23 protein-coding genes are annotated in these 24,712 nt (G+C 58.1%); 13 read left to right on the top strand and 10 right to left on the bottom strand.

Annotated elements, in window-relative coordinates:
* Positions 1 to 11: 11 nt before the first annotated feature.
* Complete coding sequence (locus tag ACH518_RS12765; RefSeq protein ID WP_445370354.1) at positions 12 to 1,598, bottom strand: GTPase; 1,587 nt, start codon at positions 1,596 to 1,598, stop codon at positions 12 to 14.
* Entirely contained in the window at positions 1,579 to 3,321 is a 1,743-nt protein-coding gene (locus ACH518_RS12760) for a GTPase (protein ID WP_445370353.1), read from the bottom strand. The genes ACH518_RS12765 and ACH518_RS12760 overlap by 20 nt, the downstream gene beginning before the upstream one ends.
* 115 nt (positions 3,322 to 3,436) lie before the next feature.
* Here ACH518_RS12760 and ACH518_RS12755 point away from each other — a divergent pair, with 115 nt between their 5' ends.
* Positions 3,437 to 3,871, top strand: coding sequence for a DUF6694 family lipoprotein (locus ACH518_RS12755; protein ID WP_278212256.1), 435 nt, complete (start codon positions 3,437 to 3,439; stop codon positions 3,869 to 3,871).
* Here ACH518_RS12755 and ACH518_RS12750 read toward each other — a convergent pair whose 3' ends face one another.
* From ACH518_RS12750 to ACH518_RS12730, 5 genes are all read right to left on the bottom strand, one after another.
* The gene (locus tag ACH518_RS12750; RefSeq protein ID WP_140913344.1) at positions 3,872 to 4,537 is read right to left on the bottom strand and encodes a DUF2959 domain-containing protein; all 666 of its coding nucleotides are present in this window, start codon (positions 4,535 to 4,537) and stop codon (positions 3,872 to 3,874) included. It abuts the gene before it with no gap.
* A complete protein-coding gene (locus ACH518_RS12745; RefSeq protein ID WP_445370352.1) occupies positions 4,530 to 5,093 on the bottom strand; it encodes an amino acid kinase family protein in 564 nt (187 codons plus the stop codon). Before ACH518_RS12745 ends, ACH518_RS12750 begins: the two co-directional genes overlap by 8 nt.
* Positions 5,090 to 6,463, bottom strand: a complete 1,374-nt coding sequence (pabB, locus tag ACH518_RS12740; RefSeq protein WP_445370351.1) for an aminodeoxychorismate synthase component I — start codon at positions 6,461 to 6,463, stop codon at positions 5,090 to 5,092. The genes ACH518_RS12745 and pabB overlap by 4 nt, the downstream gene beginning before the upstream one ends.
* 175 nt (positions 6,464 to 6,638) lie before the next feature.
* The gene (locus ACH518_RS12735; RefSeq protein WP_445370350.1) at positions 6,639 to 7,181 is read right to left on the bottom strand and encodes a M15 family metallopeptidase; all 543 of its coding nucleotides are present in this window, start codon (positions 7,179 to 7,181) and stop codon (positions 6,639 to 6,641) included.
* 112 nt (positions 7,182 to 7,293) lie between these two features.
* Positions 7,294 to 9,159, bottom strand: coding sequence for a sigma-54 interaction domain-containing protein (locus ACH518_RS12730; protein WP_445370349.1), 1,866 nt, complete (start codon positions 9,157 to 9,159; stop codon positions 7,294 to 7,296).
* Positions 9,160 to 9,438: 279 nt separating this feature from the next.
* Between ACH518_RS12730 and ACH518_RS12725 the strand changes: the two genes are divergently transcribed.
* The 10 genes from ACH518_RS12725 to ACH518_RS12680 all read left to right on the top strand — a co-directional run bounded on the left by ACH518_RS12725 (position 9,439) and on the right by ACH518_RS12680 (position 15,570).
* Positions 9,439 to 9,714, top strand: coding sequence for a BufA1 family periplasmic bufferin-type metallophore (locus ACH518_RS12725; protein WP_140913339.1), 276 nt, complete (start codon positions 9,439 to 9,441; stop codon positions 9,712 to 9,714).
* 12 nt (positions 9,715 to 9,726) lie between these two features.
* On the top strand, positions 9,727 to 10,608 hold the full coding sequence (gene bufB / locus ACH518_RS12720; protein WP_445370348.1) for an MNIO family bufferin maturase: 882 nt from the start codon (positions 9,727 to 9,729) through the stop codon (positions 10,606 to 10,608).
* The gene (locus tag ACH518_RS12715; RefSeq protein WP_445370347.1) at positions 10,592 to 11,362 is read left to right on the top strand and encodes an HvfC/BufC N-terminal domain-containing protein; all 771 of its coding nucleotides are present in this window, start codon (positions 10,592 to 10,594) and stop codon (positions 11,360 to 11,362) included. The genes bufB and ACH518_RS12715 overlap by 17 nt, the downstream gene beginning before the upstream one ends.
* Before the next feature lie 14 nt (positions 11,363 to 11,376).
* Positions 11,377 to 11,853, top strand: a complete 477-nt coding sequence (locus ACH518_RS12710) for a DoxX family protein (protein WP_445370346.1) — start codon at positions 11,377 to 11,379, stop codon at positions 11,851 to 11,853.
* A gap of 3 nt (positions 11,854 to 11,856) precedes the next feature.
* Positions 11,857 to 12,267, top strand: coding sequence for an SDR family NAD(P)-dependent oxidoreductase (locus ACH518_RS12705; RefSeq protein ID WP_445370345.1), 411 nt, complete (start codon positions 11,857 to 11,859; stop codon positions 12,265 to 12,267).
* Between the two features lie 78 nt (positions 12,268 to 12,345).
* A complete protein-coding gene (msrP, locus tag ACH518_RS12700; protein ID WP_445370344.1) occupies positions 12,346 to 13,278 on the top strand; it encodes a protein-methionine-sulfoxide reductase catalytic subunit MsrP in 933 nt (310 codons plus the stop codon).
* A 3-nt stretch (positions 13,279 to 13,281) separates the two neighbouring features.
* Positions 13,282 to 13,920, top strand: coding sequence for a sulfite oxidase heme-binding subunit YedZ (locus tag ACH518_RS12695; protein ID WP_445370343.1), 639 nt, complete (start codon positions 13,282 to 13,284; stop codon positions 13,918 to 13,920).
* A 19-nt stretch (positions 13,921 to 13,939) separates the two neighbouring features.
* Positions 13,940 to 14,353, top strand: a complete 414-nt coding sequence (locus tag ACH518_RS12690; RefSeq protein WP_445370342.1) for a gamma-glutamylcyclotransferase family protein — start codon at positions 13,940 to 13,942, stop codon at positions 14,351 to 14,353.
* Entirely contained in the window at positions 14,350 to 14,802 is a 453-nt protein-coding gene (dtd, locus tag ACH518_RS12685) for a D-aminoacyl-tRNA deacylase (RefSeq protein ID WP_445370341.1), read from the top strand. The genes ACH518_RS12690 and dtd overlap by 4 nt, the downstream gene beginning before the upstream one ends.
* A gap of 198 nt (positions 14,803 to 15,000) precedes the next feature.
* Positions 15,001 to 15,570 (top strand): hypothetical protein, encoded by a 570-nt coding sequence (locus ACH518_RS12680; protein ID WP_278212278.1) that lies wholly within the window; start codon positions 15,001 to 15,003, stop codon positions 15,568 to 15,570.
* Positions 15,571 to 15,981: 411 nt separating this feature from the next.
* Here ACH518_RS12680 and ACH518_RS12675 read toward each other — a convergent pair whose 3' ends face one another.
* The 3 genes from ACH518_RS12675 to ACH518_RS12665 all read right to left on the bottom strand — a co-directional run bounded on the left by ACH518_RS12675 (position 15,982) and on the right by ACH518_RS12665 (position 19,473).
* A complete protein-coding gene (locus ACH518_RS12675) occupies positions 15,982 to 16,713 on the bottom strand; it encodes a hypothetical protein (protein ID WP_445370340.1) in 732 nt (243 codons plus the stop codon).
* Positions 16,714 to 16,939: 226 nt separating this feature from the next.
* A complete protein-coding gene (locus tag ACH518_RS12670) occupies positions 16,940 to 17,659 on the bottom strand; it encodes a DUF2490 domain-containing protein (protein WP_445370339.1) in 720 nt (239 codons plus the stop codon).
* Positions 17,660 to 17,826: 167 nt separating this feature from the next.
* A complete protein-coding gene (locus ACH518_RS12665; protein WP_445370338.1) occupies positions 17,827 to 19,473 on the bottom strand; it encodes a SulP family inorganic anion transporter in 1,647 nt (548 codons plus the stop codon).
* A 733-nt stretch (positions 19,474 to 20,206) separates the two neighbouring features.
* On the opposite strand from ACH518_RS12665, the gene ACH518_RS12660 reads away from it, so the two are divergent.
* Together ACH518_RS12660 and ACH518_RS12655 are read left to right on the top strand one after the other, a co-directional pair.
* Positions 20,207 to 22,816 (top strand): YbcC family protein, encoded by a 2,610-nt coding sequence (locus ACH518_RS12660; protein ID WP_445370337.1) that lies wholly within the window; start codon positions 20,207 to 20,209, stop codon positions 22,814 to 22,816.
* On the top strand, positions 22,813 to 24,699 hold the full coding sequence (locus ACH518_RS12655) for a proton-conducting transporter transmembrane domain-containing protein (RefSeq protein WP_445370336.1): 1,887 nt from the start codon (positions 22,813 to 22,815) through the stop codon (positions 24,697 to 24,699). The genes ACH518_RS12660 and ACH518_RS12655 overlap by 4 nt, the downstream gene beginning before the upstream one ends.
* Positions 24,700 to 24,712: the final 13 nt, after the last annotated feature.

Genomic DNA, 24,712 nt, shown 5'->3' with positions numbered 1-24,712 from the left:
TGCGAAATCGGTTAACCGCCATCGGCCAACAATACCCGGCCCAATAGACTCTGGGTTTCGATCGCCGCCTCCGGCGCCACCGCGCAACGCCCGATCAGCCCCTGCAACTCGGCACGCAGCGCTTGGTTATCCTGTTGTTCCGAAGCCAGTATTTGGCGGATATCGGCCGACACCGCTGCCAAGGCCGATTGCAACCCCTTGTGCAAGCCCTTTAATGCCGCGTTATACAACGAAGGCTGAACTTTCTTGTGCAAGAAAAACGGAATCAGCCAACTCAAACCGATCAGCAGCACGCTGTGCACGGCAAAGTCGGTACCGAGGTAGGCGCTGTTTTCGGCGGCACTGTGGTAGTAGCCGGAAAAAACCTGATAGCCGACCACTCCCATTGCCGCCAGCGGCAGTAAGGTTTCGCCGACAGCCGCGGCCTTCATCAGCAGACGCTGGGCGCCGTTGCCGGGATTCAACATCGCTTGGCGCCCGGCCAGTTCGGTTTGGGCGGCCAGGGTCTTACCGGCGTTCTCGCGGATAGTCTGCAGCGCGGACTTCAGCGGTTTGGTCGGCAAATTGGCTTGCGCCGCCTGCAGAATCAGTTCGTCGAGCATATCGTTCAGCCGGTTTTGCGCCCATTCGTCCCATAACGAAATCTCGGCGTTCTGGCCAAGCTTTTCCGCCCAACACTTGGCAAGCTGCTGCATGGCCCAGGCCAACCCCTGATGCAAATTCGCTTCGGTTTGCGGCCATAGCGCGTCGAGATTAGTCTGTAAGGCGCCAAAATCGCGGCCGTCGATCTCGGCGGCCAGCTGTTGCAAGGTTTGCTGCAGGCGTCTAAGCCGCAGTTGCTGATTGCGGCGTTCCAAGCGGGCAACGTTATGCCGGCCGGACAACTGTCGCAATTGCTCCAGCAACAGACCGAATTCGTCGCCCTCCGGTTCGCTGCAACTGGTACGGAACAGCAAGGGGTCGGCGAAGCCGGCCTTGGCCAGCTGCTGTTTGAAGTCGTCGTATTGCACGGCCAGGCCGCGGTCCCATTGGTTCATGACGAACAACCAGGCGTGTTTCGCGCCCTCCGCCAGCAGCAATTGCCAAGCCTTGTTGTCGCGATAACGTTCCGGACTGACCACGTACAGCAATACATCGATATGCGGCAGCCATTCCAGCACCAAGCGTTTGTTGCCGAGTTCGACGCTATCGAAATCCGGCATGTCGATCCAGACGATATGGCTATTGCTCTCATCGTGGTGACGGCTGATTTTGATGCTGTCCAGCGGCGAACCCTCCGGCAGTTTATCGATGCTCAGGCTCTGGTGATGGTAGAGCGTCACTTCCCGCGAGGTCGGCCGTTCGATGCCAGCCCTGGCGATGGCCTGGCCGGCCAGACGGTTTAACAAGCTGCTCTTGCCGACGCCGGTCCCGCCCATGAAGGCGACGATCAGCGGCATGTCGGTTTGACCGCTGTCGGTCTTAAACAACGGTCCCGCGCCGGCTTGATCCAGGTTGTCGAACAGTCCGGCCTGTTCCGCGCTTATCCGGCCGTGGGCAGCGGCGTTTGTCGCCCAGCGTTGGGCATCGGCCACCAATTCAGAGTATGCGCAAGCCATGTTTCTTCTCTTTCAGCGCCAGCTCTGCGGCATGGCATTGTTGTTCGGAGATGTTGAACCGGGTCTGGCTATGCACGGCAAGCGGCAGTTGGTACAAACGCTGCCTCAGACAGTCGTCGAATAAGGTATTTTTCACGGTAGTGAATTGGTGCTGTTTCAATTCGGCTTCGACCCGATGCATGTAACTGCCGATGGCGCTTTCGGCCAGCAGCGAGGTGATGGTCAAGATCAGCGGCGTAATCACCAAATCTTGCACGCCAATGCCGCCGGCCTGAATCGCCAGCAGCATCGCGCCGGCGTCGGTGGTGGCTCGGGTCGCGCGCAGACTGTTCAGAATCAGCGGCTGATCCTGCAATTTGCGGTACAGGCGTTGCGCGGCGGCTTCGACGTCCTGCTGGAAATCTTGGTGGTAACTATCGACCGCGCGTTGGTAGGCCAGCAGAATTTCGCCGCGGCGTTGGCGCAAGGCCATCGCGTTTTCCCGCCACCAATAACTGTCGGCCGGCTCGGTTTCGGTCTTCTCCAGCACCCGGTCGGCCAGCCGGATCAGCAAATGCTCGCCCAATTGCTGCAACACCGCCAGTTCGTGGCTGGGATTGGCCGCCGATTTGGCATTGCCCCAATCCAGCAATTTGCGAAACGGCCAAGTCATGGCCCGTCGGGTCTTGCCCAATACCCGCGCCAAGCCGGGAATCTCCAACAGCGTCAGCAGATTCAACAATGCATTCTGGAAGGTCTGATAGTGATGGGGGTGATTTAAATAATCGCGCCGGTAGTCTTGCAACGCGTCGGCCAGACATTGGTCCACCAGGGTCTGCCAATGGCGTTGGGCGTGGTGCTCGCTGAATACCGGCTCCAGCCAAGGCAGCCAATAGCGGCTGACAAGCTGTTGCTGCTTGACCGAATGCTTGTTCCGGATGACTTTCTGCGTCAGCTCGGCGACCGCGCTACCCGCGCGGGCCGGCCATTGCGGCTGGGCCGGGGCTTTCTGGAACAAGATCCCCAGCATCGGCGGCGGCGGATCGGACCGGGTTTGCCGCCATTTGTCGCGCAACGATTCCAAAATGACCGCCTCGCTGCCTTCCATCAGCTTATTGACGCAAATCAGGGTCGGCTGTTGGTAAGCCTCGATGAATTTCATCAACTCCCAAACCGATTGGTCGGCGTATTTCTCCTTGCTGACCACCAAAATCACCGCGTCGGCCAAGGCGATGGTGCGGACCACGCCCTCCCGGTAATCAGTGGAGTCGATCGAGTCGAAATCCGGGGTATCCCACAGTACACAATCGGGTACCAAGGCGGAAACGTTGCTGCTGGGACTCAGCGAATAACAATCGTAGCGCCCCGGCCGTAACGCGTCGCGCCCCAGCTGTTGGAAACGGCCGAAATAATGCTGCAGGCCGTCGCAAGCCTCCGCCGCCACTCGATGACAGAAGCCCTGGGCATGGACCGTATAGCCGGCCAAAGGGCTGACCCCGGCGCTATCGTTATTCAACAACAAATTGACGACCGAACTTTTCCCGGCCTGGGTCGGGCCGATCACGGCAATCTGCAAAGGCAAGCCCGGCTGGTTTTCCAGCAGCTGGCCTTTGCGGATGAAGGCTTCGGCGTGGAGTAACTGTTCTATGCGTTGCTGGTATTCCCCGAAGCGGGAATGTTTTCGATCCAACTGCTGTAGCACAATTTCGTAACGCTGTTTGAGAAGTTGGATAAAATCCAGCATGTGGTAAGCTTGTGTTTTTAATTACCGAGTAATTTGGTTTGTTGGGTGACCCGCATTACAACCATTATAAATACAAAAATCGGGTTTGTTTATTTAGCCACTGGGGGGCTGCACTATGAAAAAAGCGTCAACGGTATTGGTTTTACTGCTCTGTTCGGTGATGGTCGGTTGCAATAAAAGCAACCAGATCAACGGCAGCAGCATGAAAACCGTCAACAGGTCGATCAGCCATATCAAGGAAAAATTGCCGCTGGACCAACGCATCGAATTCGAAGTGTCGTTCTGGACTCTGCGCGACGAGATCCGCAGCAACCAGGAGTTCCTGGACGCAATTGACGGCAAAACCCCCGAGCAGTTGATAGAAACCGGCAAGGAATTGTTCGCCAAACGCAAGTCGTCCGGCAACAAAGAGTACGCTCAATACGATTCCTGGGACCAAATGATTACCCAGTATTCGCAAGAGCGCATCGACCAAAACCGCAAGAAAACGCCTGACGCCCGCGATAAAAACCCGCCGGCACGGGTCGATTACAAAATGCACGCGATGTAATTACTTGCGCACGGCCACCGGGGCCGGCAGTTGCTTCTGATCCGCAAGGACGGCAACGAACAGGCTGGCCTCGGTAATGGTTTTCTCCATCACCTCTATCAACTTCGAAATATCCACGCCAATCTCGACGAACTCGTGCCGCAACGCTGCAATGGCATGGGCATTGAGGTTGTGCTTCAAAAACAGCACCTGGTCCTGAAACGCCGCCAATACCGGCACCATCCGATTTTCCGCAGTTTGCAGCGCCTTGAGTAAACGCGCATATTGCTGGCGGGATTTTTTCAATTGCTGCTGGCTGCGGGCACGCAAAGCCCGATTGCTGTACAAATCCAGCTCCGCTTCCCATTCGGCAAACAAGGCCTCGCTGACCTCCTCCACCGCCTGTATCTTTTGGCTGACGGTGTCGGCCTTGCTGCGGCAGACATCGTAGCGCCGCTTCAATTGCTGGTAGCGTTGTTCCAACGAGCTCTCCGGCAAATGCACCAGGGTTTTGAATTTATCCAGCGCCTCGACGAATTGGTCGCGGCTATCTTTCAGGCTATGACAGGCCTGGTCGACCTGCATCACGACGATGTCGCGTTTATGGTGGCCGAGCAGGGACTCCCGGCTCTGGTAATACGCTTTGCGCAAGCGCCGGTTCAGAAGGGCTTTCAGGAAATTAATCATGATGGGACACGAAGTCGTCTTTATTGACCACGCTGATTTTACAGGAAGCGGCGTCAGCGAAACGGGCAAAAGCCGGATCGAGGATGCCTTGCCGCTGCAGTTCCGGCCAGTCGGCCCCAGCGGCGACCGGCGCCGACTTGACCAGGATCAATTCCTCGGCGCCGATACGACCAGCCAGCCACGCTGCCAGACTATCGGAGGTGATGTCCCAACTAGCCGGAACTCCGGCCGCATCCAATTCAGCGACTTGCGGCGCCCAGACCCAAGTTTTGGCCGCCGCCCCGGCTGCAAGCGAGTCGGTAGCGGATACGATTTCCAGCTCGGGCAGCAGCCCGCGCATCAATTCGGCCATCTGCTGCATCGCCAGCAAGGCCATCCGGTGCGCGGCAACATCGTCAAACGCATACTGGCGTTGCGCCATGCGAACCTCGTCGGCAAACCGGCCGCCGCCCGGAACGATGACTTTAAGTCCCGGCCGCCGCGCCACCGCCGCCAAACAAGTGGGCAATGCCGCCGTTTCCAACAAGCTGCCGCCTAGTTTGACGACGCAAATCATTCGCTAAATTGCGCCAACAGCTGCAACAGGGCCGCCGCTTTATCGAAGCATTCCTGATATTCTGCGTCCAGTACCGAATCGTTGACGATGCCGCCGCCGGCCCAGAAGCGAATCGTGCCGCGGTTGTGCACCAGGGTCCGGATCGCGATATTGGTGTCCATATTGCCGTCGAAGCCGACGTAGCCGATCGCGCCGCAATAAACTCCGCGCCGATGCGGTTCCAATTCCTCGATGATTTCCATGGCCCGGATTTTCGGCGCGCCGGTGATCGAGCCGCCCGGAAAACAACTGCGCAACAAATCCAGCGCATGCTGGCCGGGCGCCAACTGGCCGGTGACGGTACTGACCAGATGATGCACGGTGGCGTAGCTTTCCACTGCGAACAAATTCGGCACCCAGACCGAACCTTTCCGGCAACACTTGCCCAAGTCGTTTCGCAGCAAATCGACGATCATCACGTTTTCCGCCCGGTCCTTGGCGCTAGCCACCAAGTCTTCGATCTGGGCTTGATCCTGTTCCGGGTCCGCACGGCGCGGGCGGGTACCTTTGATCGGCTTGGTTTCGACCGCGCCGCCGGTCACTTTCAAAAATCGCTCGGGCGACGAACTCAGTACCTGGACGTCCGGCAGATTCAAATAGGCGCTGAACGGCGCGGCATTGATCCGTCGCAGCACCTCGAAGGCCTGCCACGGCTCGCCGACGCAGGCGCTGCTGAAACGCTGGGTCAGATTGATCTGGTAGCAATCGCCTTCTTTCAAATAATCTTTGATTTTGTTGAAGGCCGCCGCATATTGGCGCTTGTCCATGTTGGCGGCAGGCGCCTGCAACACCCGGAACGCTGCAGTCGGACCCTGTGGCGATCGTTGGCTGAACTCGGCGATTAAGCGTTGTAGCAGTTCATCGGTCAAACCGTAACCGACCAGCCAGCTTTGCTGTTGCTGATGATCGACGACCACCGCCCAACGGTAAATGCCGACCGCCATGTCGGCAATGCCCTCGGCGTCCGCGGCGATGGCTGGTAATTTTTCGATACGCCGGGCCAAGTCGTAGGCAAAGTAACCGATCGCCCCGCCGCAGAACGGCAAGCCGTCGATTGCCGGCAATACCTCTCCCAGTTGCTGCTTCAACAATTCGAACGGGTCCGCAGCGCTTTCCACGACCTGCCCGTCGCGTTCGATCCTGGTCAGGTTGCCGTAGGTTTGCAGAGTGGTTACGGGCGCATAAGCCAGAATATCGTAACGGTCCTGACGACTGTGAGGTTGCGCGCTATCCAGGAACACCGCCCACGGCAGATGGGCAATAGGGGCGAATAATTGCGCGCTGTCCGGAAAATACGGCAGCGGATGTTTAGTGGGTTTGGCTAGAAGCATTAAACGCGGATGCAGGGCCGGCTTGACCGGCAAGGACGTGATTGAACACCGCAAGATTTTATACCAGCCGCCGGCTTTAACCAAACCCGCCGACCCGACTCGCCCGGAAAGGCCCTCAGCCGGCAACGGCCGGATTTAAAAAATGCGACCTTAGCGATAGCGCCGGCCGCAAATCTTAAGAAATATCTTGATAACACCAATGCCAAGGCTCGTAGCGATAACCTGAGGCATTGTCCGGCGGATAGGACATGACGAAGCCGAAGCGATTGGCGTTGACCTGCAACCAGGCGAAGGCCGCGGTCAGTTCGAAGCCTTGTTGCACCGCCGGCGCATCCGGACAGGTCAAATCCACGGCGCGGCCGGTGTGGTGTTCGCTGTAGCCGGGCGGCGCCAGCACGGTCAGGATCTCGGCAATTGCCGCGCCGGAGTCGAGCTTGGCGCGGATGATCTCGGCCTGGCGCTCCACGCTGCGGTAGGCCGAGATCAGGTAAATCTCGATGCCGTCGGCCGCTGCGGCGGCCTTCATCGCCTGCCAGGCGCGGCCGGCGGCCGGGGTCATCAGAAACTCACGGCCTTTATGATCGAGGTCGGCGACGGCCAAGCGTTCTGCGGCGGGATACAGGCGCAAGCCGCGGGCTTCGACTGCTTCGACGGCAATACCCAGCGCGGCGCAGAGCGCACGCGGATCGCAGCTTACGGTTTCGGGATGATTGCTCATCTCAGCGCCGGTTGGCCGAACCATTCGCCGCTTGGACTGTTGTCGACCGCCGGCCTGACGTAATCCGGCGCCGCCGGTTTCGCAATGCAATCAATGAATTCGATGAGGGCTTTCATTGCGGCTTAAGAATATCCAGTTTCCGCATCCGATAGCGCAACGTGCTGGGCTTGACCCGCAAGCGCTGCGCCGCGCCTTGCGGGCCCTCTATCACCCATCGGCTTTGCTCCAACACCTGCAGGATATGTTCGCGGGCGACCGCATCCAGGCTGGCGTCGCCGATCTGCGGCGGCGCGGTTGAAATATCCGTCGCACTGCCCGGCAATTGCTCGGCGCCGATCTCCAGCCACGGCCCGTCGGCCAGGATGATGGCACGCTCGATGATGTTTTCCAGTTCGCGGATGTTGCCGGGCCAGCGGTAATTCTGCAAACGCCGCATCGATTCGGCGCCGACGCCATTGATTTTTTTGCCGATTTTCGGCGCGAATTTGCCGATCAGAAAATCAGCCAGCAGCGGAATGTCTTCCAGCCGCTCCCGCAGCGGTGGCGTGGTCAGCGGAAATACGTTCAGCCGGTAGAACAAGTCCTCGCGGAAATTTTTGTTCGCCACCTCCTGCAACAAGTCGCGGTTGGTGGCAGTGATGACCCGCACGTCCATTTTGATCGGGGTCTGGCCGCCGACGCGTTCGAATTCGCGTTCCTGGATCACCCGCAATAATTTGACCTGCACGTCCAGCGGAATTTCACCGACTTCGTCCAGGAACAGCGTGCCGCCTTCGGCCAGTTCGAAACGGCCGATACGTTTGCTGATCGCACCGGTAAAAGCGCCTTTTTCGTGGCCGAACAATTCGCTTTCGATCAGGCTGGACGGCAACGCCGCGCAATTGACTTTAATCAGCGGCCGCTGTTTGCGCTTGCTGGCGGAGTGGATGGCGCGCGCCACGAGTTCCTTGCCGGTGCCGGATTCACCTTGAATCAGTACCGAGGCGTCGGTCTGCGCCACGCGTTGCACCTGGTGCAGCAACGAGCGCAGCGCCGGGCTGCAGCCGACGATTTCCTCAAAATTGTGCTCGGCCTTGATTTCTTCCTGCAGGTAGCGGTTTTGCGCCTCCAACTTGGCTTGCTCCTGTTCCATCAAAACTTGGGCGGTAATGTCGATGAACATCGTGCGCATGAAGCGGCCGCTGGGATCGGTTTTCGACCACCAGCGAATCCAGACCGGCCGGCCGTCGTCCTTGCGCCGCAATTCCAGCACCACGCCGGCGCTATCCGTGCCTTTTTCGACCGATGCGAAAGCCTGCTGCAGTCTGGCCTGGGCTTCCGGCGTCTCCGGCACCAGGGAAATGCCGCGCGTGGTGCTTACCTGCTCCGGAGTTAAACCCAAAATCCGCAATGCCGCCTGGTTGGCTTGCAGAAACCGGGTTTCGACATCCTCGTGCACATAGGCGATCGGCGCTTCGTCGAACAATTCGCGAAAGCGCTGTTCGCTGAGCCGCAGTTGCTGCTCGATGCGCAGCCGGTTCAATTCCGCCGCGGCGCGGGCGGCAAAGATTTTGAAGACATAGAACAGATTGTCCCGCTCCGGCATCGCTCGCGTATCGAACAACGCCAAGTGGCCGAGTATCTCGCCTTCGCCGTCGCGCAGCGGCACACCCAAATAACTTTCCACTCCCTGCTCGTGCGGAAACATCTGCGACACGCCGGCTGGGTAATGGCAAAAATTGCCGCGCAACACGTCTTCGCACGGCGTACCGGGCAAATCCCATTCCTGATCGTCGAGAAATTCGCCGTCGGTCCAGAACGCCAAGCAGCGCACCCGGGTCTTGGCCTCGGCGAACTCGGCGACGAAACCGTTCGCCACGCCGGTCGCCAGGCATAAGTTGCGCACCAACGAACGCATGAAGTCGCCGCCGGTGGCTTGAGCGGTGCCTTCGACCACCGCCCTCAAAATCGAAAAATCGCAGGAATCGCTTGGGTCCATATTTACAAAAGAGTGGACGAAAAAAATTGATACCGCAAAACGCCACCACATTCTAGCCGCGGCCGCCAAGCCAAGGCCACCATATTTGGCGGCCGCCGCGAAATATCGCGGCACTCTTCAGTGCAAACTTGACCAGCGATAGCGCCAAATTTTTACAAGCCATTGATTAAATTTAACTAATTCTACAAGACAGGACCTGGCACGGCGCTTGCGATATTAGCTGTGTCGGACGGCACAGGCTGCCGACACTTCACTAATCTAACTTAACGGAGACTATCCATGAAAAACCCAACTACCGTCGTCAGCACCGCTTTGGCTTCCATCCTGGCCATGAGCGCGATGGGATTGCCAGCCACAGCCGCGGCCGCCGACAAAAACGATATGGAGAAATGCTACGGCGTCGCCAAAGCCGGCAAGAACGATTGCAAAACCTTGTCCAACGCGTGCGCCGGCCACGCAATCAGCGATAACCAGAAAGATGCCTTCATCGCGTTGCCGGCCGGCACCTGCGAACGCATCAGCGGCGGCAGCCTGCAAGCTCCGGCCGGCATGTAATCCGGATCGGCCATGGCGCAGCTAAACAAAACCCTGACCTTTGGCGCCGTTAACGCTTCGATTCCGGCTGCGGCCGGAATCGGGCTGCGTTCGCCGCACTACCGCGATGCCTTGCATAGCCCGGCCAAACCGGCCTGGCTCGAAGTGCACAGCGAAAACTATTTCGCCGCCGGCGGCCCGGCGCTACGGATGCTGGAAAGCCTGCGGCGGGACTATCCGCTCAGCCTGCACGGCGTCGGCATGTCGTTGGGTTCGGTAGACGCTCCGGATGGGCGCCATTTACACCAGTTGCAGCAGTTGATCGAACGCATCGAGCCGGCTCTGGTGTCCGAACATTTGTCTTGGAGCGCGTTCGGCGGCCGCTATTTGAACGATCTGGCGCCGATTGCCTATACCGAATTGGCCCTCGCCGCTTGGGTACAACGGGTGGCGCAGGTGCAGGACTTCCTCGGCCGGCCAATCTTGCTGGAAAACCCGTCCAGTTATCTGCAGTTCGACTATGCCGACTACAGCGAAGCCGAATTCCTGAGCCAATTGGCCCGCCGCAGCGGCTGCGGCCTGCTGCTGGACGTCAACAATCTTTACGTCTCTTGCCGTAACCACGGTTGGGATGCGCTGGATTACCTGCTCGCACTCGATGCCGACCGCGTGGCCGAATTCCATTTGGCCGGCCACCGCCGCAACCAAATCGGCGCTGACGTAATCCTGATTGACAGCCACGACGGCCCGGTCGCCGAACCGGTATGGCAGTTGTTCCGCATGGTTTTACAGCTGTTCGGCAACCGGCCAACCTTGATTGAGTGGGATGCGGATTTACCGGATTGGCACACCCTGATCGGCCAGGCCGCACGCGCCGATCGCTATATGGAGCAAAATTATGTCCAGGCTGCATGAGCTGCAACGCGATTTTGCCGGTTTCGTGTTCGGCGACTCCAGCCGGATTCCGGCCGGTATTGTCACTAACGGCATCGCCCCGGAACGGCGGATGGCCGTTTACCGCAACAACACCCAAACCGGTTTGAGCCAGGCCTTGGGCGACACTTACCCGGTAGTATACCGTCTGGTCGGCGCCGGCTTCTTCGACCGGCTGGCGCGAGCGTATATCGCCGAATATCCGCCAGCCGCGGCTTGTCTGATTGAATTCGGCGCCAACTTCTCCGAGCTGATTGCCGGCTTTGCCGATGCCGCCAGCCTGCCCTACCTGGCCGATGTGGCGCGGCTGGAGTGGCTTTACCACCGGGCCTACCACGCCGCCGAATCCCCCGCTTCGGCGTTAACCGCGCTGCATGATTTCAGCCAAATCGATTGCGGCGAGTTGACGGCAAAATTGCATCCCAGCGTCGGTTTGCTCGAATCCGACTATCCGCTGCTGCCGATCTGGCTCAGCAACCAAGCCGACTATCTCGGCGACCCGCACGTCAATCTCGATGCGGGCGGTTGCCGGCTATTGGTGTATCGGCCGCAGTGGGAAGTGGAGATTCGGCCGTTGGCATTGGCGGAATACGGGTGTTTAACGGCGTTGGCCGGCGGAGCGGGTTTAACCGCCGCCGTCGGCGCCGCTTTGGCATGCGATCCGGATTTCGCCGTCGAGTCCTGGCTGTTGGCTGGACTGCGCAGCGGTCTGCTCGCCGATATCGTTTTACTGTAACCGAGGTTAAAGCCATGAATAAGCTGATTTCAAATCCTGCTCAGGCGGGGCCAGGCAAAGCCGCAAACACATTTTTCCAAAGATTGCGCCGCGTACTGACGCCGCTCGCCGACTTGGTGCTGCGCGCGTGGGTCGGCTACGCGTTCTGGATTGCCGGTTGGCTCAAATTGAACAGTTGGGATAGCACCTTGTATCTGTTCCAATTCGAATATGCGGTACCGCTGTTACCGAGCCCGGCGGCGGCCGCGCTGGCCACGGCCGTCGAACTGTTGGCGCCACTATGTTTGTTTCTGGGCCTTTACGCGCGCTCGGCGGCGGCGTTACTGTTCGGTTTCAATATCGTCGCGGTGGTGTCTTATCCGGAACTGGGCGCGGCCGGCCTGGAACAACACCGGACTTGGGGTTTGCTGTTGCTGGCGCTGATGGCGCACGGCCCCGGCCGTTGGTCGGTGGATGCCTGGCTGGCGCAGTTGCGGCGCCGGCCGGATTGATGCATGTCGACTTCAAACGCCCATTTGCCTCTGCACGGCAAAACTGTGCTGGTGATCGACGCGACTTGCGCCGCAGGCGCGGCGGCGGCCGAAGCGCTGGCTCTGGCCGGCGCCAGAGTCATGCTGAATTACCCGGATCGGCGCGATGCTGCGGAGCGGCTGGCGGAACGCATCCGCAACCACGGCGGCCAGGCTATGGCGTTTCGGGCCGATATTGCGCTTCCGGGCGAGCTACTCAGCCTGTGCGATGTGCTGCTGGCCTATTGGGGCCAACCGAATCTTGTGGTCGGCGCCGGTTCGCACGTCGTAGCGCTATCGGTGGCTTTGGGCTCAACCAATCCGCCGGTACTAGCCCTGAGTTATGACGCCGTTGCGGCGTTTTTGGCCGCGGCGGGCGGCGCCAGCCAAACCTAATCGGAACTTGGCGGCAAAATCCTTATCACTGAACAACGCAAGCCGTTTGCAATTTAATTTCCGGACCAGAAGGCATCCATGAAAAATTACCACTACCCCAAAATCCCGACCGCCGAAATCACGCCAAAACACTTATTTCAAGCCCGCCGCAAATTCCTGCAAACGTCGGGCGGCGCGGCGTTGGCGGCGCTGTTACCGCAACCGCTATGGGCGGCGGGCGGCTTCGGCGAGATCAAAAAGTCGGAATTCAGCAGCGATGAGTCCTTGACGCCGTTGCAGTCGGTCACCAGCTATAACAATTTTTACGAATTCGGCACCGGCAAGGACGATCCGGCCGCCCGCGCCGGCAGCTTAAAGACCCGGCCCTGGACTGTCAGCATCGAAGGCGAAGTCAAGAAACCCATCACCTTCGATATCGACCAAATCTTGAAAATGGCACCGCTGGAGGAACGGATTTACCGCCTGCGTTGCGTCGAAGCCTGGTCGATGGTGATTCCCTGGCTGGGATTTCCGCTGGCCGAATTGATCAAACGTGCGGAGCCGACCGGCAAGGCCAAGTACGTGGAATTCGTCAGCCTGCACGATCCGCAGCAGATGCCCGGCCAGAAATCGGCGGTATTGGAATGGCCTTACCGCGAAGGCCTGCGCCTGGACGAAGCCATGCATCCGCTGACGCTACTGACCGTCGGTTTGTATGGCGAGGTGCTGCCGCCGCAAAACGGCGCACCGGTGCGGATCGTAGTGCCGTGGAAGTACGGTTTCAAAAGCGCCAAATCGATAGTCGCGATCCGCTTCCTGGAACAACAGCCCACCACCAGTTGGATGCAGGCCGGCCCCAGGGAATACGGATTTTACGCCAACGTCAATCCGGAGGTGGACCATCCGCGCTGGAGCCAGGCCAAGGAACGCCGCATCGGCGAATTCCTGAAACGCAAAACCTTGATGTTCAACGGCTACGCCGAACAGGTCGCACCGCTCTACGCCGGCATGGACTTGGCCCGCTACTTCTGACCTATGGCCAAGGTATCGCTGAACGGCAAAGCCCTCACCGGCATAAAAATCTTGGCGTTTTGCCTGGCTTTGCTGCCGCTGGGAAAATTGGGCGTCAACGCCTATCTGGACAATTTGGGCGCCAATCCGATCGAAAAAATCACCCATGTCACCGGTTTCTGGACCCTGACCTTACTGATGGTGACCTTGGCGGCGACGCCGCTACGCCGGCTGTCGGGCTGGAACTGGCCGATCCGGCTGCGGCGCATGCTCGGCTTGTTCGCGTTCAGCTACGGTAGCCTGCATCTGCTGGCTTATTTGGTACTGGACCAGTTCTTCGATTGGGACGCCATCGTCCAGGACATCGCCAAGCGGCCTTATATCACGGTGGGTTTTCCGGCCTTTCTGTTAATGGTTCCGTTGGCGGTGACGTCCACCGATCAAATGCTGCGCCGGCTAGGCGGCAAAAATTGGCTGCGCTTGCATCGTCTGGTCTACCCTTGCGCAATCGGCGGTGTCGTTCATTATTGGTGGCTGGTGAAAAAAGACTTGAGCAATCCGCTTGCCTTCGCCTCGGTTTTGGCGATACTGCTTGGCATCCGGGTCGCCTACCGGCTCGGCGGACCGCTTTTTCGGCGGCCGAAGCCGGCCCGATCAACCTGATTTTCTAACCAACGCCCCCTTGAACCCGATCCGCGATTACCTGTTCGTCTACGGCAGCCTGCGCCGAAAACCGGGAGCTTGCAGCAACCACCCGCTGCTGGCCGGCTGCGAATGGGTCGGCCGGGCGACGCTGGCTGGCCGGCTTTATCGTTTGGACGGCTATCCGGGCGTAGTCGACGCCGGCCGCGGCCGGGTCCAAGGCGAAGTCTACCGTCTGCGCAACGGCCGGCGCACGCTGGCAGCACTGGACCGCTACGAAGAATGCACTCGGCATTTTCCGCCGCCGCACGAATACCGCCGGGTCCGGCGTCCGGTGCGTTTGGCCGGACGGCGGGTTTTGTCGGCCTGGGTTTACCTATACAATCGCCCGACTGCCGGCTTGCGCGCCATCACCGGCGGCGATTATTTTCTCCAACCTCAGGAACCGGCATGATCAGCGTCATCCAACGCGTCACCCAAGCCAAAGTCACGGTCGACGGCATCGATATCGGGGTTATCGGCCCCGGCATCATGGCGTTGTTAGCTGTGGAAAAAGCCGACACCCCTAAGCTGGCCGATCGCCTGCTGGAGCGAATCCTGAATTACCGGATATTCGCCGATGCCGACGACAAGATGAATCTGAGCTTGCGCGATATCAACGGCGGCCTGCTGTTGGTGCCGCAATTCACGCTGGCCGCCGACACCGACAGCGGCAACCGCCCCAGCTTTGCGACGGCCGCGCCGCCGGAGATGGGCCGGGAATTGTTCGAATACGCCCGGCAACGCGCCGCGGCGATCTACCCCGGTTGCCAATTCGGCCGCTTCGGCGCCGACATGAAAGTCTCGTTGGTCAACGACGGCCCGGTGACTTTTACCCTGCGTTGCCAGGATAAAGCCCGCTAAACCCCGGGAATCCAGGCGGAATTTCCAGCGACCCAAGTTTACGTGGGTCAATAAACTTCGCCGCTATTCGAATGACTGCAAACGCGGGGCGATTTATGCTGCAAAAAATAAACTATGTTAAATAACGCAATTTAATTTGCCGCACAGCCTGCTTACTACTAAAATCCTGTCACCTTAACCCACCATAGAGAGATACTCATGAAGAATCGTCATTTATTGCTGGCCATGATACTGCCTGCGTTGTTTGCCCTCAGCGGCTGCGAATCGGCGAAACCGGTCGACGAGACCAATGCCCAGCCCGCCGAAGTGGCCCCTGCCGCAGTAGCGCCGACGCCTGCTCCGGTTCCTGCCGCCGCGCCGGTGCCGGCAGTAAATCCCGACCATTGCGCCAAACACAAAGCCGATGCGTCGCACGACTGCGAAGCGCATTGCAAAAAAAGTAAAGGCAAAAAAGATAAAGCCTGTCTGAAACACTGCGCCGACAAAGCCTTGGCCGACCACGATTGCGCAAAACATTGCGCCGACCATCCGCACGCCAAAGACGCGGTCTGCGCCAAACATTGCGCGGGCGATGCCAACGCCAAACCTCACGAATGCGGCAGCGAGCACTGTGCGCACCACGAAGCCGACGCGGCCAAACATTGCGACGCCGGCCATTGCGCCCACCACAAAGGCGCAGCCGCCCATGAATGCGGTGCCGAACATTGCCAAAAACACGGCGGTAACATGGCAGACTGCTGCGGCAGTGGCCATAAATGCGATAAGTAATCCATTCCTCGGCCGGAGAAAGCGCTAAGCGGCGCTTTCCCCCGGCCGCTCTTCCCACAACTCAATTCGGTTCACAGCGGCTCGGCGCAAGTACCGCAATCCTGATCCGGCCCGGACCCACGGCGCCAGCGGACAAGCGCTTTATCACCACGGTGCCCGGTAGCAGCAATAGTACGTCAGACAAAAAAAAGGACCGGTAGCCCATTGGGTACCGATCCAGGCAGGAGCCACGAGGTTCTAAGGAAGAAACAGATCGAATCGACGCAAGCCAACGCGATAACCCGATCGCTGTTTAAGATGGGGCTCGATCGATAAAGTTCAATAGCTTTGAATATTTATAAAATTTTTTTCAAGTTGGTATCGAAGCCCGCCGCACAGCAAAGCGGCGCAATCTTAGTCCGGCGCTCGGTCTCAAGCAGCCACGTCTTTACGGAAAAACCACATCTGGTAGATGCTCAGTAAAATTTGCACCCCCATCGACAGCCCCATCAGCGCGCCGCTCAACACGACCACGTAGGCGAAACTGGAGATCGATTTGGTGATGAACCACGACAGCACGTCCAGCAACATCGCCGCAAACGGAATCACCACCGCTACCCGTTTGACGTAAATGTTGATGTCGCACAGCAAAAAGATCTTGCCGATAAAAAACAGGATGAAGGCAATACCGAACAAATGGATGTGCGAGACCCTGACCAATACCGGCACCGAAGCGCCGCCGGAATGCGCCACTTCCGAGACACCGGCAAAGTTAGTCAAATTGGGTAAGGACGGATTCACCGCCGGATTGTGGCAATGCACGCAATCGCGGTTCAGAATCGGCGCGACGTCCTTTTCGTAACCGTTTTGTTCGGCGCCGTCATGTATCCATTTCATGATGACTTCCTTGTCGCTTTGGTACTTCAGATTCGGCGCCATGATGCCGTTGATGGCCGAGCCGAGCCGGGTCTGGTTATTGGAGCCGTGGTACATAATGACAATGTCTTCGATCGACAAACCCGGCTTGCCGTCGCGGCCCTGGTGGGTGTAGTACATATTGATCAGCGCCACGATGTAGCCTAGACCTATAGTCAACAGAAACACGGTATTCAAAATTCTTTCGCTGACGGAAATGTCTTTGAAACGGGCATAAGATTTTGGCATTTAAATTCGGTCCATTGAAATTGAAATCCGGCTCCGCAAAAAAGCCGGTGTTTTGGCAGCGGCCCGACAAGAGCCACCGGGTCTGTCGCAGTTTAACAGCTCCATCGTCTGCGTTTTTCTCGGTGTTGTGCATCAGCCAAACCGAACAAAAAGTCCACCAACTAACCGATCAATTGGTTCCGGATCGGATCGACATTCATCGTTCCCCAGTCAGTCGGATTTGTTACTAGAAGTTGACGAACAACGACGCCATGCCCAAATGGTGCATCTTGGCATCGCGGTGGTTGGCGTCGTCGAGGTACTGGTTCAAGTAACCCAGTTCGGCCCGAACGTTTTTGTTGAAATTCCAGCCGAGGCCGCTGAAGGCCCGGTTTTGGTCGAAGCCGGATTTGCCGCCCCAGGCGGTGGTGTTAACCCGGTAAAACGCTTCGTCCCAGGCGATGAAGCTCAGGCGCGGTTCGAAATCGAACGGATGCATGAATTTGATCATCTGCCGCGGCCGCTCGCGGACTTGGTCGCCGCGCAGGAAATTGGTTTCCCACATGGTGCGGAAGGTGAAGGTGCCGATGTCGGTGGGCAGGATGTAGCGAAACGCCGGCCAAATATCCTGTTGCGCGATATAAGGCTTGCCGATGTTCTGCGTCGGCAGCCAGGTATAACCGGCCCAGATCGTCGCCCGGTCGCTCAACGAGTAACCGACCGCGGAACGCACCATGCCCTGGTACCAATGGCCCCAGTTGCCGTCGAAACGCGACTGCCCTTCCAGCCAGATGCGGCCTTTCGCCAACGACGGATCGACCGATTGCAGACTGCCCTCGCCGACGATTTGCAGCCAAGCGCCGGTATCTTCCGCCAATTCGCCGGCATGCGCCAAAGCCGCACCGGCCGCTGTGAACATAAACAAGATGATTTTCAACCGATTGAGAGGATATGAGTGTTCGGCCATCGCTTTGCTCCAGATCGAATTCCAGTGATTGCAGGCAAAACTCGGGCGTAGCCGACCGCTCCGGGGTCAACATTGGAGTATTGTCTGCGGTGATTGCGGTTTGGCCCGGTGGGCCGATGATGCTCCGGCACCGCCCGAAACACGGACGGTGCCGGCCTGTTAGCGCGTCAAACGCTGAGCTTGCGGCGTGCAGCCAGATGGTGGTCGGAGTAGCTGTGATGTTCGTCGAGGCCGACGATTTCGCATTTGCCCCCGGCGTGGCGATACTCTTCCGCATAGTGGTGGATAAACTCCATCACGGTATGGTCGATTAACTCGGCGTCGGTCAGATCGAAGAACACGTTCTCGCCTTGCGGAAAATCCGCCAACAAGCTTTTCAAGCTGATGAAGTTGGAGAACACCGCCGCACCGCTGACGGCAATATGGTAGGTGCGCGGATCGGTCTGGTTGACGTGGTAGGCCAGCGAAAACACATTGCCCGGTTTTAAGCCGCGGGTCATGTGGATCAGCAACTCGGCGACGATGCCGATCGCGACGCCGACCAGCAAATCGGTGGCGATGACGCCGATAATGGTGATCACGAACACCACGAAATGATCCAAACCGACCGACAAGGTTTTGGCGAACTCTTTCGGCGAAGCCAGCCTGAAGCCGGTGAAGACCAGCAATGCCGCCAACGAAGACAGCGGAATTTCGTGAATCAAGCGCGGAAACAGCGCTACGAAAATCAGTAGCAGCATACCGTGGAAGAAATTGGCCCAACCGGTTTTGGCGCCGTTGTTGATATTGGCCGAGCTACGCACGATTTCGGCAATCATCGGCAGGCCGCCGACCATGCCGGCGATCAAATTGCCGACGCCGACCGCGGCCAGATCCCGATTTAAATTGGAGTTGCGCTTGTACGGATCAAGTTTGTCCACGGCCGATGCGCTCAACAGACTTTCCAGACTGCCGACCAGCCAAATCGTCACGACTGCCTCCCAAAATTCGACGGTGGCGATTTTGGAAAAATCCGGAAAGTAAAAGCCGGACATGAAATTCTCCGGCACCGCCACCAGGAAGGTCGGGCCTATGGTGTATTGGTGGTGCGGCAGGATTTCGGCTTCGGGCAAGAATAGGTACTGGTGGATATGGTCCAGGTCGAAGTATTGGCCCAAAGCCAAGCCGAGCATGACCACCAGCAACGGCGCCGGAATCATCTTCAGGGTCGGTTGTTTGATCAAGGACCAAACCACCAGCAAGGCCAGTCCGCATAAACCGATCAACGACACTTCCGGATTCATTTCGATGATCGAATGCGGAATCTCGGCAATCGTGCCGAGCAGAGTTTTGGCTTCGGGTTTCACCCCTAACAAGGTATGAACCTGCTTGGCCATGATGATGATGCCGATCGCCGCCAACATACCGTGCACCACCGAACTGGGAAAAAAGGCACTCAGCTTGCCGGCTTTGAACACGCCGAGCAATATCTGCAACACACTGGCCACGACGATAGCTGCCAAGGTATAGCGATAACCGGCCATCGCATCGCCCTGCCCCAGCGACTGCACCGCATCGACGATGACCACGATCAGACCAGCCGCCGGGCCGTTGATCGTCACATACGAGCCGCTGATGCGGGAGACCACCACGCCGCCGATGATGGCGGTGATGATGCCCGACATCGGCGGAAAGCCGGATGCCATCGCGATACCGAGACATAGCGGCAATGCAATCAAAAACACCAAAAAACCGGAGAGCAAATCGCTGCGCCAGTTTTCGACCAGGCCGGCAATACCGGTTTTCGGCAACACAAGCTGAGATACGTGGGACATAAATAGCGCTCGTTCGATATTGGAAAACCAGTTTCAAACAAGAAATATGCCAGTTCCAGCCAACAGCGGCCAAGCGCCGGTTTGCCCGGCCGCCCCCGGCGCCGAAAGGCATCCGCCGCAGCGAATAGTGCTTTTCCTGCAGCGGAATGGTTTATAAAAACCCGGCTTACTGGTTGAAATCAACCTTTGCCCGACCGCTCGCCGGTAGGATTCGCAGGCGCTGTGCATCGATCCGAGCGCGGCAGCGAGCGAAGCGCACCAATCTGCGCCTCCTCCGGCCGACACCCAGTGGTCCAGCGCAGCCACACAAGTTAAGGAAAGCTGTTGCTACGGAGCCGCACGGCCCCGCCGGCCCGCGTAGCAAAACCGTCGGCGTCGGCCGCTATCGAAACGCTACGCAAGCCCGACGCGGCGACCGGAGCCGGAAACCCCGGCAAGACCGTACCGATTGGTTTAAATCAACCGCCTGTCAACGTTTTTTTGCACCAGCCACGCACCCTCACCAAATAAAACCATTGCAATTCAAATAGATAAAATTGGCACGCGCCATGCTTAGCCTTGATTGACATCCCCCCGGATTGGCCCGATTGCGGCCCGACTTCGGCCTGTAATCGCCTCAGTGCCATAAAGCTGAGTGCCATACCGGCCGGCTTTCACTTCATCGGCTGCCGCCAGCATGCGCTGAACCATCCGGCAACCGGCGAAAGCTCTTTTGACCAACGAGGTTTATTACATGGAATCGGTTAGCCATATTTGTCATTCGGCAGAGCCGAATGGCAGCCACTCCAACCGCCGAGATCGCGGTTTCGACCTGAATCGCGCCATCGACAACATCTCGCACTGGCTGCCGACGCAAGGCCCGCTAAAAGACTTCATCCACCACAATACCTTACATGCGGTACAGCACTTGCCGTTTCACGAAGGCGTCGCGCTGGCGGCAAAAATATTCGGCGCGCGCCGCTATTTGCCGCTATCCGATTACCAAAACCGCTACCGCGAGGGCCGGATCAGCGACCACGCCATCGACTGGGCTTTACAACGTGCCGACTTGAACGGCAACCAGCGCCAAGCGCTGCGCGACAGCCTTTTTAGTGCAGACAAGCAAAGCCATTACCCGCCGACTTCCCTAGCCAATCACGGCATACGCACCCGTTGGCTAAACGAATTGGAAGTGGATTTGAATGCGCTGGCGCATCCGGTGTTATTCCGTTTGTTGGCCAACTTTCTGGATCAGGGCATCAGCCGCTGGAGCTTGCCGAAGGCAAACGAGAGTTTTTGGGATTGCGTGTTGCGCTTAACCCAAAACAGCCTAATACCGTTATACCCGTTTCAAGAAAAAAGCGTGCGCGACCTCCTCAACCTCGGCCCGGATCAAGTCATTCTGCATTGTTTGCAACGCATGGTCGGCGTCGAAACCTGGTACGAACAGTATATTCTGGAAATGCTGCTCGGCCACCCCGGCTGGTCCGGCATGGTCAGACTAATTGAGCTGAATCCGCAAAACTTGCTGGCCCGCCGCGATATTTCGTTGCAGCAATTGATCGCATTCGAATTGGCCTGCGAACTTGCGTTCTTGCAGAAAAAACGCGGTGCCAATTTCAGCAATATTGCCGCCTTGAAACAGCTGGACTCGGTGCCGCGTTTCAACGGCGGCGCGATGCAGACCCAGATTCCGTTAAGGCTGAAAGTCTGGCACGAAGCCATGGAATGGTCCCTGCATAGCGAATTGTTGCAGGCTTTGAAAAACCAGCCGGTTCCGGGCCGGTCGCCAACCGCCAAGCCGGCGGTGCAAGCGCAGGCACTGTTTTGCATCGACGACCGGGAATGCTCGTTACGCCGGCATTTGGAAGAAATCAATCCGGCAATCCAAACCTTCGGCGCCGCCGGCTTTTTCGGCATCGATTTTCTGTACCAGGGCCTGGACGACGTCTATCCGGTGGCGCAATGCCCGACCGCGATTGAGCCTAAACATTTGATCGTCGAAGCGGCGGAAGACCAAGCCGAAACAAAACAAAAAACCGGTAAGTTGTCCAGCCTGCACTTCACGGCGCATTCGATGCTGCGCGGTTGGCTGTTTACCCAAACTTTGGGCTTGGGTTACGCGGCGCGCCTGGCCTGGAACGTATTCCGCCCCGGCGCCGGCCTGCTTAATATCGAACAGCTCAGCGAGGTCAAGGCTCACAGCCACTTGCACCTGCTGCGCGAAACCGACGAACCCACGCCGGAAGGCTATTTACTGGGCTTTTCCTTTCCGGAAATGGCCGACCGCGTCGGCGGCTTGTTGCGCAACATCGGCTTGACCAAGGATTTCGCACCTTTGGTAGTCATTGTCGCCCACGGCTCCAGCAGCGTGAACAATCCGCATTTTGCCGCCTACGACTGCGGCGCCTGCGCCGGCAAACCCGGCGCGCCGAATGCCCGCGCCTTCGCCTGGATGGCGAATCAGGACGCGGTACGGGACATCCTGCGTGAACGCGGTATCGACATTCCCGCCACCACTTATTTTGTACCGGCGCTGCATAACACCAGCCGCGACGAAATCACTTATTTCGATCCGAATTCCTATTTGCACCGCGAGCATAAAGTATTGCACGCCTTCAAGCACGACATGCACCACGCCCTGTTACGCAACGCGCGCGAACGTTGTCGCTGGTTCGAATTGGGCCCGCAATCGCATTCCAATAAAGCAGCGCATCAACACGTCGTTGCCCGCGCCTCGTCGATTTTCGAACCGCGCCCGGAATACAACCATTCCAACAACTTGTATTGCCTGGTCGGCCGCCGCGAATTGAACCGGCAATTATTTCTGGACCGGCGCTCGTTTCTGCATTCCTACGATCCGGTCAGCGATCCCAACGGCGAGATCATGGCCAAGATTCTATCGGCGATCATTCCGGTCTGCGGTGGTATCAACCTGGAATATTTGTTCTCCCGGATCGACAACTCGGTTTACGGCGCCGGCACCAAGCTACCGCACAACGTGATCGGCTTGCTGGGCGTCGCCAACGGCGTCGAAGGCGATCTGCGTACCGGTTTGCCGTCGCAAATGATCGAAGTCCACGAACCGGCCCGACTGCTGATGGTGGTGGAACAAACCACCGCTATTATGGATAAAGCCTTGGCCGGCATCGGCGGTTTGCAGGAATGGCTGGACGGCGAATGGATCAGATTGGTCAGTTGCGACCCCGCCAGCCACGACTTGCAGCTTTACGCCAAACACGGCTGGGAAAATATCGAACTGCCGGATGCCTTGCAGACCCCGGCCGCACCCCACTCGGAAAAAATCATCCTCGGCAAAACCGCAACGATACCGGTACATCAGCTACAAGGGAGACACGTATGAACGGTTTGATATTGGCCTGTTTGGCATTTCCGCTGCTCGGCATGTTATCGATACTGCTGTTCGGCAGCAGCGAGCGGCGCATATCGCGCATTAGTCTATGGATCAGCCGATTGAAAGGTGCCAGCGTACTAGGTTTGTTAGCGGTCTGGACCTTTGCCGGTTTTCCGGCTCACGAATTCGCGTGGTTCGATCTTTACACACAAGGCGAATACCGCTTTCCGATTCTGTTTTATTTGGACCGGATCAGCGCGGTCTATTTATTCTGCGCCTGGGTGATTTTCTCGATTATCGTACGTTATTGCCGGGTCTATCTGCACCGCGAAACCGGCTACCAGCGTTTCTTCCTGACGATCTTCGGCTTTGCCTTTGGTTTGAATCTGGTGATTCTGTCCGGTTCAATCGATATGCTATTCGCCGGCTGGGAAATAGTGGGCGTCTCGTCGTTTTTGTTGATCGCCTTTTACCGGCACCGGCCGCAACCCATCCGCAACGCCTTGCGCGCCTACAGCATCTACCGCTTCTGCGACGTCGGCCTACTGCTCGGGGCCTGGATGAGCCATTTGCTGTTTCACGACAGCCAGCATTTCAGCCAACTGGCCAATTTGTTCCAGCACGCGGCAATGCCGCCGGCCGGTTATGCGTCGCTGCTGATATTGTCCTGGCTGATCGTCATCGCCGCCTCCGGCAAATCGGCGCAGTTCCCGTTCTGCTTTTGGTTACCGCGAGCAATGGAGGGGCCGACGCCGTCCAGCGCCATTTTTTACGGTGCGTTATCGATTCATCTGGGTGTGTTTCTGTTGTTACGCACCATGCCGATCTGGACCTACCATTACTTGCCGCGCACCATGGTGTTGGTGATCGGCTTGCTGACTGTTGTAATCGCCAATCTGTCGGAAAAGACCCAGTCCAATATCAAAGGCCAGATCGCTTATGCCTCGATCACCCAGGTTGGCTTCATGTTTATGGAATTGTCGCTGGGTCTGGAGACGCTGGTCTTGGTACATTTTCTCGGCAACGCCTTCCTGCGTTGCTACCAGTTGCTGGTCTCGCCGTCTATCGTCGCCCATTTGCTGCGGGTGGAAGGCTCGGTCGATACCGACTTCGTCATCAAACCCAGCGCGATGCGCGAATTTCTGCCCAATTCCATCCGCGATACCTTGCCGGCAGTACTGCAAAACACGCTATACGTGTTCGCGTTGCAGGAAGGTAATTTGGAACGCTTGGTACGTTCGACCTTGTGGGACCCGCTGAAGCAAATCGGCGCCCGCATGAACCAGGTCAGGCCTGCGATCCGGTATTTCAGCAGCGTCGGTCTGATCGGTCTGATCATCCTCGGCGAAAACGAAACCTGGTTCGATCGCGGTTATTTTTCGATCCCGATCTCCATGGCAATGGTGGTAGCCTCGCTAAGCGCGTTCAGCCAAAAACACAGTCCGTTCAAAGTCTGGAACGCGATCGCAACCAGTTGCGGCTTGGCCGGGATTGCGGTGTGGATGATGAATCCCGCGGCTTATGCGGACGTGCTGCTGTTTTTGAGCAGCGTGCTGCCCTCCTGGCTATTGGGTATAGGCGTGCTACGCCGAATGCTGACGCAGGAAAACTTCGCCGACGAGCCATTCCGCTACCGGGCCATGGCCGAAACCCGGCCGCGAGCTTCGCTGCTGTTGTTTCTGAGCTTTCTAGGCTTGGTAGGATTCCCGATCACGCCGGCATTTCTGGGCGAAGACCTGCTATTGGCCGACGCCACCGGGCTGCATCCCTGGTTTGCCCTGCCCATTACGCTGGCCTTTGTCGTCAACGGCATCGCCGCCGCCCGCGTCTTCGTCAGATTGTGCATGGGCCGCCCCAGCGAGGTTTGCAGCCAAACTCACGAATCCGCCTAGTGACTTTATCCGT

Source organism: Methylomonas sp. HW2-6, from assembly GCF_052474525.1.
The sequence above is the reverse complement of the archived record's forward strand: the minus strand, read 5'-3'. Positions and strand labels throughout refer to the sequence as shown.

Coding starts and splice junctions, on each gene's coding strand:
- ACH518_RS12695 (WP_445370343.1), top strand. CDS start 13,282: ATGGCCAAGGTATCGCTGAACGGCAAAGCCCTCACCGGCATAAAAATC.
- bufB (WP_445370348.1), top strand. CDS start 9,727: ATGGCGCAGCTAAACAAAACCCTGACCTTTGGCGCCGTTAACGCTTCG.
- ACH518_RS12675 (WP_445370340.1), bottom strand. CDS start 16,713: ATGCCAAAATCTTATGCCCGTTTCAAAGACATTTCCGTCAGCGAAAGA.
- ACH518_RS12670 (WP_445370339.1), bottom strand. CDS start 17,659: ATGGCCGAACACTCATATCCTCTCAATCGGTTGAAAATCATCTTGTTT.
- msrP (WP_445370344.1), top strand. CDS start 12,346: ATGAAAAATTACCACTACCCCAAAATCCCGACCGCCGAAATCACGCCA.
- ACH518_RS12665 (WP_445370338.1), bottom strand. CDS start 19,473: ATGTCCCACGTATCTCAGCTTGTGTTGCCGAAAACCGGTATTGCCGGC.
- ACH518_RS12715 (WP_445370347.1), top strand. CDS start 10,592: ATGTCCAGGCTGCATGAGCTGCAACGCGATTTTGCCGGTTTCGTGTTC.
- ACH518_RS12745 (WP_445370352.1), bottom strand. CDS start 5,093: ATGATTTGCGTCGTCAAACTAGGCGGCAGCTTGTTGGAAACGGCGGCA.
- ACH518_RS12710 (WP_445370346.1), top strand. CDS start 11,377: ATGAATAAGCTGATTTCAAATCCTGCTCAGGCGGGGCCAGGCAAAGCC.
- ACH518_RS12760 (WP_445370353.1), bottom strand. CDS start 3,321: ATGCTGGATTTTATCCAACTTCTCAAACAGCGTTACGAAATTGTGCTA.
- ACH518_RS12765 (WP_445370354.1), bottom strand. CDS start 1,598: ATGGCTTGCGCATACTCTGAATTGGTGGCCGATGCCCAACGCTGGGCG.
- dtd (WP_445370341.1), top strand. CDS start 14,350: ATGATCAGCGTCATCCAACGCGTCACCCAAGCCAAAGTCACGGTCGAC.
- ACH518_RS12735 (WP_445370350.1), bottom strand. CDS start 7,181: ATGAGCAATCATCCCGAAACCGTAAGCTGCGATCCGCGTGCGCTCTGC.
- ACH518_RS12705 (WP_445370345.1), top strand. CDS start 11,857: ATGTCGACTTCAAACGCCCATTTGCCTCTGCACGGCAAAACTGTGCTG.
- ACH518_RS12655 (WP_445370336.1), top strand. CDS start 22,813: ATGAACGGTTTGATATTGGCCTGTTTGGCATTTCCGCTGCTCGGCATG.
- ACH518_RS12680 (WP_278212278.1), top strand. CDS start 15,001: ATGAAGAATCGTCATTTATTGCTGGCCATGATACTGCCTGCGTTGTTT.
- ACH518_RS12660 (WP_445370337.1), top strand. CDS start 20,207: ATGGAATCGGTTAGCCATATTTGTCATTCGGCAGAGCCGAATGGCAGC.
- ACH518_RS12755 (WP_278212256.1), top strand. CDS start 3,437: ATGAAAAAAGCGTCAACGGTATTGGTTTTACTGCTCTGTTCGGTGATG.
- ACH518_RS12725 (WP_140913339.1), top strand. CDS start 9,439: ATGAAAAACCCAACTACCGTCGTCAGCACCGCTTTGGCTTCCATCCTG.
- pabB (WP_445370351.1), bottom strand. CDS start 6,463: ATGCTTCTAGCCAAACCCACTAAACATCCGCTGCCGTATTTTCCGGAC.
- ACH518_RS12730 (WP_445370349.1), bottom strand. CDS start 9,159: ATGGACCCAAGCGATTCCTGCGATTTTTCGATTTTGAGGGCGGTGGTC.
- ACH518_RS12750 (WP_140913344.1), bottom strand. CDS start 4,537: ATGATTAATTTCCTGAAAGCCCTTCTGAACCGGCGCTTGCGCAAAGCG.